General features: G+C 66.6%; 13 protein-coding genes and 1 tRNA gene. 9 read left to right on the top strand and 5 right to left on the bottom strand.

What is annotated here, in order from left to right; translation table 11 throughout:
• Window positions 1-38: 38 nt before the first annotated feature.
• Window positions 39-215 (bottom strand): hypothetical protein, encoded by a 177-nt coding sequence (locus ACW17Y_RS06115; RefSeq protein ID WP_492037880.1) that lies wholly within the window; start codon window positions 213-215, stop codon window positions 39-41.
• 94 nt (window positions 216-309) lie between these two features.
• Here ACW17Y_RS06115 and ACW17Y_RS06110 point away from each other — a divergent pair.
• A tRNA-Thr gene (locus tag ACW17Y_RS06110) sits at window positions 310-384 on the top strand.
• A 186-nt stretch (window positions 385-570) separates the two neighbouring features.
• Here the strand turns inward: ACW17Y_RS06110 and ACW17Y_RS06105 are convergent.
• Window positions 571-1,179, bottom strand: coding sequence for a hypothetical protein (locus ACW17Y_RS06105; protein WP_492037879.1), 609 nt, complete (start codon window positions 1,177-1,179; stop codon window positions 571-573).
• Window positions 1,180-1,252: 73 nt separating this feature from the next.
• On the bottom strand, window positions 1,253-1,744 hold the full coding sequence (gene msrB, locus ACW17Y_RS06100; protein ID WP_492037878.1) for a peptide-methionine (R)-S-oxide reductase MsrB: 492 nt from the start codon (window positions 1,742-1,744) through the stop codon (window positions 1,253-1,255).
• 201 nt (window positions 1,745-1,945) lie between these two features.
• On the opposite strand from msrB, the gene ACW17Y_RS06095 reads away from it, so the two are divergent.
• Entirely contained in the window at window positions 1,946-2,269 is a 324-nt protein-coding gene (locus ACW17Y_RS06095; protein ID WP_492037877.1) for a hypothetical protein, read from the top strand.
• A 447-nt stretch (window positions 2,270-2,716) separates the two neighbouring features.
• Window positions 2,717-3,664: an NHL repeat-containing protein gene (locus ACW17Y_RS06090; RefSeq protein WP_492037876.1), complete on the top strand. Its 948-nt coding sequence runs from the start codon at window positions 2,717-2,719 to the stop codon at window positions 3,662-3,664.
• A 241-nt stretch (window positions 3,665-3,905) separates the two neighbouring features.
• Here the strand turns inward: ACW17Y_RS06090 and ACW17Y_RS06085 are convergent, their stop codons facing one another.
• A complete protein-coding gene (locus ACW17Y_RS06085; RefSeq protein ID WP_492037875.1) occupies window positions 3,906-5,396 on the bottom strand; it encodes a hypothetical protein in 1,491 nt (496 codons plus the stop codon).
• 161 nt (window positions 5,397-5,557) lie between these two features.
• Here ACW17Y_RS06085 and ACW17Y_RS06080 point away from each other — a divergent pair, with 161 nt between their 5' ends.
• From ACW17Y_RS06080 to ACW17Y_RS06055, 6 genes are all read left to right on the top strand, one after another.
• Window positions 5,558-7,540 carry an ATP-binding protein gene (locus ACW17Y_RS06080; RefSeq protein WP_492037874.1) on the top strand — a complete coding sequence of 661 codons (1,983 nt, stop codon included), beginning with the start codon at window positions 5,558-5,560 and terminating at the stop codon, window positions 7,538-7,540.
• A gap of 206 nt (window positions 7,541-7,746) precedes the next feature.
• Window positions 7,747-10,452, top strand: a complete 2,706-nt coding sequence (locus ACW17Y_RS06075; RefSeq protein WP_492037873.1) for a PAS domain S-box protein — start codon at window positions 7,747-7,749, stop codon at window positions 10,450-10,452.
• Between the two features lie 69 nt (window positions 10,453-10,521).
• Window positions 10,522-10,887, top strand: a complete 366-nt coding sequence (locus ACW17Y_RS06070) for a response regulator transcription factor (protein ID WP_492037872.1) — start codon at window positions 10,522-10,524, stop codon at window positions 10,885-10,887.
• Window positions 10,888-10,912: 25 nt separating this feature from the next.
• Entirely contained in the window at window positions 10,913-11,284 is a 372-nt protein-coding gene (locus tag ACW17Y_RS06065; RefSeq protein ID WP_492037871.1) for a response regulator, read from the top strand.
• A 12-nt stretch (window positions 11,285-11,296) separates the two neighbouring features.
• Window positions 11,297-11,734 carry a response regulator gene (locus ACW17Y_RS06060; protein WP_492037870.1) on the top strand — a complete coding sequence of 146 codons (438 nt, stop codon included), beginning with the start codon at window positions 11,297-11,299 and terminating at the stop codon, window positions 11,732-11,734.
• 83 nt (window positions 11,735-11,817) lie between these two features.
• Complete coding sequence (locus ACW17Y_RS06055) at window positions 11,818-12,231, top strand: response regulator (protein ID WP_492037869.1); 414 nt, start codon at window positions 11,818-11,820, stop codon at window positions 12,229-12,231.
• Here the strand turns inward: ACW17Y_RS06055 and ACW17Y_RS06050 are convergent.
• Entirely contained in the window at window positions 12,228-13,658 is a 1,431-nt protein-coding gene (locus tag ACW17Y_RS06050) for a LytR/AlgR family response regulator transcription factor (protein ID WP_492037868.1), read from the bottom strand. The two genes, ACW17Y_RS06055 and ACW17Y_RS06050, sit on opposite strands and share 4 nt — an antisense overlap.
• Between the last annotated feature and the right edge of the window lie 42 nt (window positions 13,659-13,700).

The raw sequence follows: 13,700 nt of genomic DNA, 5'->3' as shown, positions 1-13,700 counted from the left end.
CGCCCGTCGCCGATTCGATGACTTTCAGTTGCCGGGCCCTAGTTCCCCGGCCTGTCACGCTTCGGCTGGACCGCCTTGCGACGCCGCAGATTGTCCCTCAGCGCCCTGGCCAGCCGCACGGTGCGTTCGGCCCGTTCGATCTCCGCCGGCGTCCGGAGCGCAGGCGGCGTCGTTTCGGCGGGCGCTGGGGTCGAGGACTCGGGCGGTTCGGTCATGGCTTCACTCAGCCTCGGGAAAAGTTTCGGGGCAAGGGAAAATGGGCTTCCCCCCCGGCAGTGGAGTGGCTATACGGCCGCTTCCTCGGAACAGGCCGCCGTAGCTCAGTGGTAGAGCGCATCCTTGGTAAGGCTGAGGTCGTGGGTTCGATTCCCCCCGGCGGCACCATTCCGAAACGACAAGGCCCGGTCGCGAGACCGGGCCTTTTTGTTTTCCCCGCCATCCGTGCACCCCGGCGAAGGCCGGGGTCCAGATGGAGGTCACTTATGCGGGATCAGTCGGCCAGGCGCCTTATCCCGGCCGCCTGAACGCGTGATCTGGATCCCGGCCTTCGCCGGGATGCACGGGGGAAATTTAGTCCTCAGCCGTAATTAACGGCGCCCGCCCCCGCTCGCGCCGACCCTTGTCCTCATCCCAGCTGAAGCCCACCGACATCGACCGCGACCGGCCGGGCGCGCCATAGAGCGAATCGTAGACGCCATAGGGCCGGATCCGCGCGCCGTAGCCGACGTCGCCAAACCCGTACTCGCCCGGATAATCCCAGGAGCCGTAGCCGTACCCCGGATACCCGTAGCCGTAGCCGTTCTTCGTCTGGCTGTAGGCCAGGTCCAGCCGGCCGTTCTCGCCGATCGGCAGGGACACGCCCACCGACACGGACGAATAGTCGTTCGTCCCGATAGAGCCGCTGACGAAGCCGTGCATCTTGCGATCGTCCTGAGGCCCCGTCGCCTCGGCGAACGGTTCGGAATCGGGCGCGCGCGCCGCGACCCAGCGGTCGATCTGCTCGGCCGTCGTCAGATTGTGCGGCGTCACGGCGACAACCTGGGCCGCATCGGGCCGCGCTTCGGTTGTGGGCGCTTCTGCGCCGACCATCACGGCCCCGTCGCCCCGACGCGCGGTCGTGACCACGCCGTCCGGATCCTCCGAACCCAGCAGGGCGGTCAGGGCGAGGGCGATCAGCATGGGCGATACTCCGGACTGACGATCATCCTAACCCGGATTGAGGCCGGACCGTGATGGCGAAGTTTCAACCGCGTCACGCCACCCCGTCGCCGCGCCCCAGCGGATCGGGCAGAGGCCGCCCCTCCTCCACGAACGACAGCGCCACGGAGTTGATGCAGTAGCGCAGGCCGGTCGGCGGCGGCCCGTCCGGGAACACATGCCCCTGATGGCTCCCGCAGCGCGCGCAGGTCGTCTCGGTCCGCACCATGCCGTAGGCGCGATCCTCGATGGCCGTGACGTGATCCTCGCTGACCGGCTGGGTGAAGCTGGGCCAGCCCGTGCCGCTCTCGAACTTGGTCGTGGCCCTGAACAGCGGCAGGCCGCATTCCCGACAGACGAACACGCCCGGACGCTTCTCGCCCAGCAGCACGCCGCAGAACGGCGCCTCGGTGCCGTGCGAGAGAAGCACCCGCCTCTCCTCGGCGTTCAGATCGGCCTCCAGCGCCACGCGCTGACCCTCCGAGGGCGGCGTCAGATCGTATCCGGCGGCGGACAGGTTAGGGCGGGCTTCGGTGATGTCGGTCATGGACGGGAGATGGGGGTAAAGTGGCGCGGTTCCAAGAGCCTGGCTTCGACCGATTTCTGGACCGTGGTCAGTGAGACGAGGCCCGTCAGGACTCGTCATTTACGGGCAGCGCTGCAAGCCGCTATAGACCGCCGCGACGAGCTTGTTCGACGTCATTTTTTCTAATTGCGCCGGCATCCCGGCCTTTGGGGGACTACACTTATGAAGACCAACCTTTTCGTGGCGGCTTCGGCCGTCGTTCTCATGTTCGGCACCAGCGCCATGGCGCAGGCCACGATGACCGTCACCAACGACGGCGAAGTGGCCATCGTCGGCCTGGCCATCTCGGGCGAGTCTTCCGATGATTTCGGCGACAACCTGCTCGACGAAGAAATCGCCCCGGGCGAAGGCGTCGAAGTGACCTTCGAAGTCGGCGACGACTGCGTTCAGGACGTCCAGGCCACCTATGAAGATGGCGACACCGAAGAAGTCATGGGCGTCGACCTCTGCGAAGGTGACGGCTTCGAAGTCGAAGACGAAGACTAAAGATTCAGGGACGGCGGCGAGGAACACGGTTCCTCTCCTCCCACTCACGCTTTGCTTCTGCGGCGGCTCCCGAGAGGGGGCCGCCGTTTTCGTCGGTGGCTCAACCTTCGTCGACGGTGGTCACCGGACTTCGATGCGACCCGGACTGGCCACGGCGATTGCTCGCGGACAACCGGTCGCCACCCCTCGCGAATGCCCCGTCCGCCCGGTCTCCCTCACTTCTCCGGAGGACCGCTCTTGGCAGCTGTCCTGATGCCCGCTTTCGACCCGTTGCAGACGTTGAAGACGTCCGCTTTGCGACGGTGCTGATCGGTCTGATCGTGGCCGTGACGGTCATGCGCCGGACCGCGTTCGACCAACGCAGATTTCCTCTATGATTGAAATGTTTGACTTGTTATGGCCGGCACGGGGTACGGACAGACTGTTTCCCATTAGGGGAAGCGTTTCATGTCGATCATCGTGTCCTGCGACCGTGCGCGGTCGGTGAGGGGCCTGCTGGCTGCCGTCGCCTCCGGTCTGTTGGCCCTGGTCGCAGCCTTTGCGCTCACCACACCCGCGACCGCGCAAACAATCACCACGCTCGGCAGCGGCTTTAGCAGTCCCAGAGGCGTTGCTGTGGATAGTGCGGGCAATGTCTATGTCGCCGATACCAACAACAATGCGGTGAAGCGGATCGCCGCTGTCGGCGGGGCTGTCACCACGCTCGGCAGCGGCTTTAGCTATCCCAGAGGCGTTGCTGTGGATAGTGCGGGCAATGTCTATGTCGCCGATACCGGCAACAATGCGGTGAAGAGGATCCCGGCGGGCGGTGGGGCCGTCACCACGCTCGGCAGTGGCTTTTTCAATCCCTACAGCGTTGCGGTGGACAGCGCGGGCAACGTCTATGTCGCCGAGGCCTTCAACAGTGAGGTGAAGCTGATCCCCGCGGGCGGTGGGGCCGTCACCACGCTCGCCGGTGGCTTTAACGGTCCCTATGGCGTCGCGGTGGATAGTACGGGCAACGTCTATGTCGCCGATAGCGGCAACAATGCGGTGAAGAGGATCCCCGCTGGCGGTGGGGCCGTCACCACGTTCGGCAGCGGCTTTTCCGACCCCTTCGGCGTTGCGGTGGACAGTGCGGACAATGTCTACGTCGCCGATAGCGGCAACAGTGCGGTGAAGCGGATCGCCGCTATCGGCGGGGCTGTGACCACGCTCGCCAGCTCTATCAATGCCAGAGCCGTTGCTGTGGATAGTGCGGGCAATGTCTATGTCGCCGGTACCGGCGTCCAGAAGCTGACGTTTGCGGCGCCAGCCCCGGTGCCGACGTTGTCAGAATGGGCCATGATCCTGTTCGGCCTGTTGCTGGCGGGTGGAGCGGCGCTCTACATCCAGCGGCGACAGCTGATCGCCTAAGCGACGTTTCGCCCCGCTATGGAACGGCCCCGCTGGCGACGGTGGGGCCGTTTGCATGTCTGGAATCCACCCGTAGCGGACGTCGACGACGACCGCTGACCGCCTCGGGCCGTGCAGCACGAACGGCATCGCCCGAACGAAAGAGGCCGGACGAGGTCTCCCCCGCCCGGCCAATCTCACTCTTCAGACCGCGCTCCAGCAGCCGGCGACCGCGTCGCCGGCGTTAGCGCAGCAACATGCGTCAGCCGCCGAACAGCGTCCCGACCCAGGTCCGCACGGCGTTCTCGTCCGCCGGGTTGCCGACGTAGACCAGACCCTGCGCCGGGGTGAAGGGCGCGTTGTTCGGGCGTTCGCGGCTGGTCCAGGCCTTGTGGCCGTAGCTCAGGTCCGAATAGTTCGACGGCAGGCGCGCCTGCGTCGGCTCGATGAAGATGGTGTCGGTCGCCGTGGTCGAACCCGCGATGCGCACGTTCGGCAGCTTGGACAAGAGGTCCAGCGTGTCGAGGCAGCCGCCCGAGCAACCGGCGTCGACCAGCACGACCACCGGACCCTGCACCGGGTTCGGGGCTCCCGTGTCCGGCACGGCGGCGCGGCCCGGCAGGGTGAAGGTGCGCTGACCCGAGGCGATGGCCGTATCGAAGGCCGCGACGATCTCCTGCGTCTGGGCGATGACCGGCGCGGCTTCCTGGACGAAGCGCGGGTCGGCCTGCATCCGGCCCAGGGTGTCATTGTACCAGGTGCGGTTGCCCGGGGTGGCGCGATAGGTGATGGCGCCGGCGGCCGGCTGGCGGCTGACGGTGAACTCCGGCGTCCAGATGCGGTTGGCCAGGCCATAGCCGCGCGCCGTGGAGGTATAGGCCGAGGCCCCCGAGGCGGCGCGCAGGTCCAGCACGAAGCCTTGCGGGCCGCGCAGGGCCGCCGCCTGGCCTTCGACCAGCGAGTTGAAGGCGTCCCAGCCCGCGCTGTCGGCGAACGAGTGGACATGGACCCACGGACGGCCGTTGACGGTCTCGACGTTCAGCGGCGTGACGGGCGGCATGTAGACGGTGGCGCGATAGGCGGCTTCCAGATCACCGGCGACCAGCGGCACGGGGCGCAGTTCGACAGCGCGCGGCCGGGCGCGGGCGTCGCGCTTGAACTCGCAGGTCGAGGGCGTGCCGGCCGCGAACGGATTGTTGCGGTTCCACAGCAGGTAGGGCGCCGAGGTGACGCGGCCGGCCTCGGTGTCGAGGTTGCCCTCCCACTTGTCGAGCTTGGCGCGGGCGTACTCCTCGATGGGCGTCAGGTTGCAGCTGACGACGATCTCGCCGAGGCGCGGGGCGTTGCGCACGCCCGGCTTCACATAGGTCACGACATACTGGCCGTTGCGCCATCCGGTGGTGATTCCGGGCCAGCTGATTCCGAAATAGGGGCCCAGGCCTTCGAACGAAGGAGTGATGGCGATATTCGAATCGCGGAAGCCGCCGGCGTAGTAGCGCATCAGATAGGCGTGGGCGTCGCCCGAGTTGACCTGGCCGATGCGGCCGTTGGCGTCCGCCAGACCGGCGTCGAGCCAGCTGCGGAAGGTGTCGCCCGGCGCGCCGGGGATGACGGCGGCGGGGTGGTTGTCGCGGAGCGCGTCATGCGCGGCCTGCAGGTCCGTGCGCGCCAGGGCGCGGAAGTCCTGCGCGACTGCGGCGGTCGCCGTCATCATGCAGGCGGCCGCCGAAACGGCGGTCAGAAAGCGGATCATAACGAACTCCAGGCGGGGGATGCGAATGGCTCGGCCGCGAGTTAAAGCCGATCAACCCTGATCTTGCCAAGCGAGAACGGCGCCCGTGTGACGGTTCGCCCCGTGCGCGAGCGGACGGGGCGCCCGTTTACACGCCCGCGACGCCATCCTACGGAACGCGCATGTTCTCAAAGATCCTGATCGCGAACCGGGGCGAAATCGCCGTCCGTATCATCAAGACGGCCCGCCGCATGGGCATTCAGACGGTGGTCGTCCATTCCGACGCCGACGCCGGCTCCATGGCCGTGGAGATGGCCGACGAGGCCATCCACATCGGCCCCTCGCCCGCCGCGGAGAGCTATCTGGTCCAGGACAAGATCGTGGAGGCCGTGCGCCGCTCGGGCGCCGAGGCGGTCCACCCCGGCTTCGGCTTCCTGTCGGAGAACCCCGTCTTCGCCCGCCGGCTGGAGGCCGAGGGCATCGCCTTCATCGGTCCCAACCCCCACGCCATCGAGGCGATGGGCGACAAGATCACCTCCAAGAAGTTCGCCGCCCAGGCCGGCGTCTCCACCGTGCCCGGCTATATGGGGCTGATCGAATCCGACGAACACGCCATCCAGATCGCCAACGAGATCGGCTATCCGGTCATGATCAAGGCCTCGGCCGGCGGCGGCGGCAAGGGCATCCGCGTCGCCCATTCCGACGCCGACATGGCCGAGGGCTTCTCCGCCGTGAAGGCCGAGGCCCTGACCGCCTTCGGCGACGACCGCGTCTTCCTCGAGAAATTCATCATCGACCCGCGCCACATCGAGATCCAGGTGCTGGGCGACAAGCACGGCAACATCGTCTCCCTGTTCGACCGCGAGTGCTCGATCCAGCGCCGCAACCAGAAGGTCATCGAGGAGGCCCCCTCCCCCCTGCTGGACGACGCCACCCGCAAGGCCATGTCCGAACAGGCCGTCGCCCTGGCCCGCGCCGTGAACTACGACTCCGCCGGCACGGTGGAGTTCGTCGCGGGTCAGGACCGCAGCTTCTTCTTCCTCGAGATGAACACCCGGCTCCAGGTCGAACACCCGGTCACCGAACTGATCACCGGCGTCGATCTGGTCGAACAGATGATCCGCTCGGCCGCCGGCGAGCGCATGGCCTTCGGTCAGGACGACCTGAAGATCAACGGCTGGGCCATCGAGAGCCGGATCTACGCCGAGGACCCGTACCGCGGCTTCCTGCCCTCCATCGGCCGCCTGGTCCGCTACGACCAGCCGGAAGAGGGCGAACAGGACGGCTACACGGTGCGCAACGATTCCGGCGTCCGCGAGGGCGACGAGATCTCGATGTTCTACGATCCCATGATCGCCAAGCTGAACACCTGGGCCCCCACCCGGATCGCCGCCATCGACGGCATGAAGCGGGCGCTGGAGGACACCCACCTCCAGGGCGTCGGCCACAACGTGCCCTTCCTCGCCGCCGTGATGGATCAGGAGCGGTTCCGCTCGGGCGCACTGTCGACCAGCTACATCAAGGACGAGTTCCCCGAGGGCTTCAAAGGCGCGGCCCCCGATCGGCGGCGCACCGACATCCTGATCGCCACGGCCGCCGCGATGAACGAGATCCTGACCGAACAGTCCGGCGATCCGTCCGACCGCACCGACTGGATCGTCCTGATCGACCGCGACGCCCACGGCGTCTCCCTCGGCTATGACGAGGACGAGGCCCTGACGCTGGACCTCGCCGGCGAGGACCGCGCGCTGCAGCTCTCCGACATCGACTGGCGCCCCGGCCTGGCCCAGTTCCGCGCCGTCCTCGACCACGAACCCTTCACCGCCGAGGTCGCCCGCATCGCCGACGGCTTCTCCATCCGCACCGGCGCCACCCGCGCCCGCGTCCGCGTCCTGACCCCCCGAATGGCCGAGCTCTTCGCCCGCCTGCCCGAGAAACAGGCCGCCGACACCAGTAAGCTGATCCAGTCCCCCATGCCCGGCCTCGTCGTCTCCATCGCCGTGACGGTCGGCCAGGAGGTCAAGGCCGGCGAGACCGTCGCCGTCATCGAGGCCATGAAGATGCAGAACATCCTCAAGGCCGAACGCGACGGCGTGGTCAAAGCCGTCGGCGCGAAGGCCGGCGATCCCGTCGCCGCCGACGATGTGCTGGTGGAGTTCGGCTAGGCTTCACCAAAGCCGCCTCTTCTGACTCAACCCGGGCCTTGGGGACCGTCTGCTGCAAGCCTTGACGCCGCCAACCCGTCGGCCGCCCGGCAGATCGACTGCGCCGTCCCGTTTGCAGTGAGCAGAGGTCCAGCGCACCTGGGTCGTCGATAATATTTCCTTACGATGCTTCCCGGTATGTCTGGCTCGCACGGAGGGTGAAGGCATTGGACGAAATCGCGAGGCTCGGCGTTCTGCACGATCAGGCCGTGCTCGATACGCCCCCGGAGGCCCGGTTTGATCGCATCACGGCGATGGCCGCCTCGCATTTCAACGCTCCTATCGCGCTGGTGTCGCTCGTCGACACGGACCGGCAGTGGTTCAAGTCCTGCATTGGCCTCGACGTTCGTGAAACCGAACGCGGCTGGGCGTTCTGCGATCATGCCATTCAACTTGGCGCACATGCGGTCATGGTCGTCGAGGATGCGACCCTCGACGCGCGGTTCAAGGACAACCCCCTTGTCACCGGTGCGCCGGACATCCGCTTCTACGCCGGCGCGACCCTGACCACGAGCGAAGGGGTCAACCTCGGCTCGCTCTGCGTCATCGACACCAGGGCGCGTCCGACGCCGAACGAGGCGGATCTCGCCCATCTGCGTGCGCTGGCTGATCTCGTCGTGGACCAGATCGACCTGTCGCGCGCCAGGAAGGAGCTGGATGACCGGCACCGCATCCTCGATCTCGCCGAACGCTTGTCGGGGACTGGCTACTGGACCCTCAATACCCAGACCGGCGCCGTGTTCTGGTCTCCGCAGGTCTATGCGATCCATGGCGAGGACCCGGCCACCTACAATCCCGCCCTGGGCGACGCCCTGGCGTTCTATGTCGAGGAAGATCGAAAGTTCGTCTCTGAACTTATCAAGACACGCAGCGAGAACGGTCAGGGCTGGGACTTCGACGCCATAATCGCCCGCGCGGACGGCTCGCGCCGCAACGTGCGTTCGCTGGCAGAGGTGCAGAGGGACCCGACGGGCTCGGTGACCGGCTTCTTCGGCGTGTTCAAGGACCTCACGGACGAGCGCAGGGCCATCGAGACGGCGGTCGAGCAGGAACGTCGCTATCGCCTCCTGGCCGACAACGTGAGCGACGTCATCGCCACCTATGGTCCCGACGGAATCTTCAGCTACCTCTCGCCGTCCGTCAGCGAACTTCTCGGCTACTCTCCGGAAGAGATGATCGGGCGGACCTCCTATGACATCATGGTTCCGGAAGACCATGATCGCGTCGCCCGGGAGTTCAGGCTGGCGGCCAAAACCCGACGGCCTCTGACCGTCGAATACCGGGCGGTGACCAGGGATGGCTCGGTTCGGTGGCTCGAAGCGCGGCCCCGTTTCCAACGCGATGAGAATGACGTCATCGTCGAGATCCACGATTCCGTTCGAGACGTGACGGAGCGGCGCGAGCGTGAGGCGGCCCTCGCCGAGGCGCGAGCCATCGCGGAAGACGCCGCCCGGACCAAGGCCGACTTCCTCGCCAACATGAGCCATGAAATCCGCACCCCCCTCAATGGAGTGCTGGGGTTCGCAGAGGTCCTTTCGAACACCGAACTGGATCACGATCAGCGGCGATACCTCGATCGCATCCGGACGGCGGGAAAAGGGCTGTCGGCTCTGATCGACGACATCCTTGATTTCTCCAAGATCGAGTCCGGCAAGATGACGACGGAACGACGGGCCTTCGATCTGAAAGCGCTCGCGACCGATGTGATCGACCTGACGCAGGTGAGTGTGGCCGGACGACTGGATCTGCAGCTCGCGTTCGACAATGACGTCAGCCCCTGGGTGATGGGTGACGAGCAACGCACAAGACAGGTGCTTTTGAACCTCCTCGGCAACGCGGCCAAGTTCACGCATGAGGGGTCTGTCACACTGAAGGTCGGGATTTCGGCCGGACAGCTCGAACTGAGGGTCATGGATACCGGGATCGGGATTTCCCCCGAGGCCCTCTCCCGTCTGTTTCAGGGCTTCACCCAGGCCGACACAGCGATTGGTCGCAAGTTCGGAGGGACGGGTCTGGGGCTCAACATCAGCCGATCTCTCGCCCGGCTGATGCACGGCGACGTAACCCTGGAAAGCCAACCCGACGTCGGGACCACGGCGATCTTCACCCTGCCCTATGCGCCGGCCGAGGCTCAGTCGCCGCCGGTTTCGGCGCCCGCAGACGCATCATCGGCCCGGCCCTTGAGGATTCTCGCGGTGGACGACGTCATGCCCAATCTCGAGCTGCTTGAGATTCTGCTCTCGCGCGAGGGCCACGCCGTCGTTTGCGCCACGTCTGGAGACGAGGCGATCGGGCTGCTTGGCCGGGACAACGGGTTTGATCTCGTCCTCATGGATGTGCAGATGCCGGGCATGGACGGTCTGGCCGCGACCCGTCTGATCCGTGCGATGGGCAATGGAGCGCAGCGGATACCCGTGGTCGCCCTGACAGCGAACGTCCTGTCCGATCAGATCGAAGCCTGCCGCGCTGCAGGAATGGATGATCATCTCGGCAAGCCGATCAAGGTGGAGGACTTGTTGAGCCTCCTCTCCCGCGTGGCCGGGCTGAATGATCGCTCTCCCCCACCGGCCCCGGCAGACGTCGTCACACGGGACCCTCTGGCGGAGCTGAAAGCCAGGTACAGGGCGCAGATGGATACGTTCGCGGCTGAGTTCGCTCGCCTCGGCGCCTTGCCTTCGGACAGCCGGGCCGACGCCATGGCGGCCTACAGCCACTCCATCGCAGGAACGGCAGGCAGCTTTGGCTTCACGGCGGTTTCCAACGCGGCCTTCGAGCTGGAAGCCGCGGCCAAACGGTGCCGCGACCTGGGCGCCGAATCCGGGACGCTCGATCCGCTGATCCACAAACTGGTGAACGCAGTAGCGTTCTCCTGAAAGTTGCTATAGTAAACGGTGTTCGTTCGCCGGGGGGGGGGGCGTCTTACCAACGTAGAGAATCCGTCCGTGTCGAAATGCATTGTCGTCGAGGATGACCCGTTCTGGTCCTCCGAAATCAGCGCGGCTCTGTTGTCGGCGGATGTTGAAGTGATCCACGCCGCAGACGGTCGTGAGGCGCTGGCCATGGCCCGCCGTCATCCTGACGCCAGCATGGTGCTGGATATCATCCTGCCGGAAGTCGACGGCGTCGAGGTTTTGCAGCAACTGGGCGCCATCGCGCCGAACATGTCTGTTCTTGCGGTCACCGGCGGAGGACGCCTCGGCCCTGCATTCTACATGAAGCTGGCCGAGACTTTCGGCGCCAAGGCTCAGCTTGCTAAGCCGTTCACTCATGGCCAACTTGTCGAGAACTGGATGGCCCTGGCCGCCTGATTCCCAAGTTATGGATTGCGTCAAAGTGAGTACACGCCATTCGATCCTGGTCGTCGATGACGACGCCTTCATGCGAGAGCTGACGCGGGTCCACCTGGAAAGTGCAGGCCACACTGTCGCCTTGGCCGCCGGGGGCGCCGAGGGTCTGGCGAAGGCGCGTTCCATGGGTCCGGCCGCCATCATCATGGATTTTTCCATGCCGGGTCTGTCAGGCACGGATACGCTCAAGCAAATTCGGGCGGATCCAGACATCGCCGAGACGCCGGTCCTCATGCTGACGGCATGGTCGTCTGGTGACAGCCGTCTCGAAGCTGAATATCTCGGTGCGACCTGGCTGGAAAAGCCGCTCTCCGGCGAAGCCCTGATCGATGCGGTTGACCGCATGATCACGTCCTAGGCGCGGGACAAGGTGTCTGGTCAGAAGCTGCAGCGACCTCACCGGGTCCTGGTCGTCGACGATGACCCCTTCATCCGGGAACTCGCGCAGGCGATCCTCTCGGCGAGGGGGCAGAAGATCACAGTCGTGGGCACCGGCGCCGAGGCATTGGCCCGCATGGCCGAGGCGCCCCCGGACCTGGTCCTTCTTGATCTCGGGCTGCCGGACGTTCCGGGGCTGGAGGTTCTGCGTCACCTCCGTGCCGCCCGCTCATGGGATCGAGTCCGAATTCTGATGCTCACGGCCTCGCATGACGTCGAGGACATCATCCGGGCGAAACAGGCCGGGGCGTCGGGCTACGTCTGCAAGCCGATCCAGCCCGACGCCCTGGCGGACATGGTCTGCGATCTTCTGGAGCAGGATACCCTGCTCTGGCTGGACGACTATACGCGAGCCCGCAAAGGATCTTGATCCTGGCAACCCGATTTTCACCTGTAGGCGGCAAATTGCGCGCCGAGAGGGGGCCGCGTCGGTCCCGGTAAACGGTGACCTACTTGCCCCAGCCCCGAATTCTGGTCGCCGAAGATGACCGGTACCTGGCGGCTCTGGTGCGGCAAACCCTGGAAGGTCACGGCATGACCGTGACGGTTGCCCAGGACGGCGAAGACGCGCTTCACCGTGCGGACAGTGACTGCCCGGACCTCGTGATCCTGGACGTATCCATGCCGGTTCTGGATGGCTACGACGTGTTGCGCACCTTGAAGGCCGATCGCTTTCATCGAGACACGCCGGTACTGATGTTGACCGCATCACGTTGCGAGCGGGACGTCCGACGTGCGGTATCGAACGGCGCCGCCGATTTCATCACCAAGCCCTTCCGCCCGGATCAGTTGGTCAAACGGGTCAAACGGCTCCTCGCAGGGGCGCCTGCCGAGGCCGCAGCCGCCCCTGCGAGGCCGGGCGGCTAGCTCACAGCCGCTCCGCTCAGAGTCGCACCTTCCAGCGCGTCGCGCACCGCCGGCAGCCGGTTCCGGCTGATCGGCAGCGCCGCCCCCTCGCCCATCAGCAGCCGGCCCCGTCCGCCGTCGCGCTCATAGCCCTGCGCATGCGCCAGGTTGGCGATCACCGATCGGTGCACCCGCAGGAACCCGCCCGGCAGCTCCGTCTCCAGCCGATCCAGCCGCGCCGCGTGCAACAGCCTGCGCCCATCCGTCAGCCTCAGCTCGACATAGTCGTCCGCACCGACCACGGCGACGATCTCCGCCAGCGGAACCCGCAGCACGCCGCGCGCCGAGGCGACGGTCAGGCAGTTCGGCCGGGCGGCGGCGCGGGTCAGGGCGATTTCGCGCTCCTGGTCGTCCCGCCCCAGCCGCACCACCTCGGTCATCAGCAGAGGCAGGACCAGACCCGCCGCGAACAGGAAATAGGACAGGTCGACCAGCCCCTCGGGGAAGATCAACCCGACCGCCACGAACACCGCCAGATAGGCCAGGGTCAGCCGCGCCCCCGGCTGCCGCCGCCACACCGCGACCGCAGCCGCCACGGCCGCCAGCCCGACCCCGACCGTCAGAGCGGCGATGGTCTTCAGGTCGAACCCGGGGACCAGCCAGCTCAAGGCGATGCCCACGACCGCGATGCCGATCATCGCCCGTCGCGCCCGGGGCCAGAACCGCGATCCCACATAGGAAACCAGCAGGAGGGCGAAGACCGCCGTCAGCGCCCAGATCCCGACCAGTCGCCAGACGTGGACCGGATAGGCATAGGGGACCAGCGTCCTCAGGGTCTCGAGGATCGCCTGCGCGCCTGCGACCCCCGCCATCGCCGCCAGCGTCAGGCTGGACCCGGTCCGCCTCAGCGCGTGGATCACCCCGAACCCGAACGCCGCAGCCAACAGGGCCCCGGCGGCCACGAATGTCATCGCCAGGGCGATGGGCCGCGACGGCAGCGGATAGTCATGGACGACCAGTCCCGCGATCGGCTGATCCAGCCGCAGCCCGCCGTGAAACGACGACATGTGGACGATCAGCTCATTGCCCCCCGCCCGCCAGCCGGTCTCGCCGATCGGAAACGCCGCCTGATACCGCCCCGGAATCTCGGCCTGCGCCGACGGGCCGGGCCGCCCGTTCGCGCCCAGCATCCGCCCGTTCAGCCAGATCTCCGAAGACGCCACGCCGCCGATATAGAGGGCGTGGGGCCCCTGCTCCGCCGGACGGTCGATGGCCGCCCGCAGCCACAACTCCCGCCCCTGCGGATCGATCGTCCCCTCGACCGGCCGACAGTCGCTCAGCACCGGGCCTGACGCGCCCGGCTCCCCGCGACAGGTCTCCCAGTCCTGGGCCCCCGCCACGCCGGGAAGCCAGATCAGAAACAGGGTGAGAAGAAGCGCGCGAACCATTCCGACACCCTACCGCGCAGTTCGCCGGAACGCGCCACCGCT

Source organism: Brevundimonas sp. AVps7 (genome assembly GCF_058681545.1).
The sequence above is the reverse complement of the archived record's forward strand: the minus strand, read 5'-3'. Positions and strand labels throughout refer to the sequence as shown.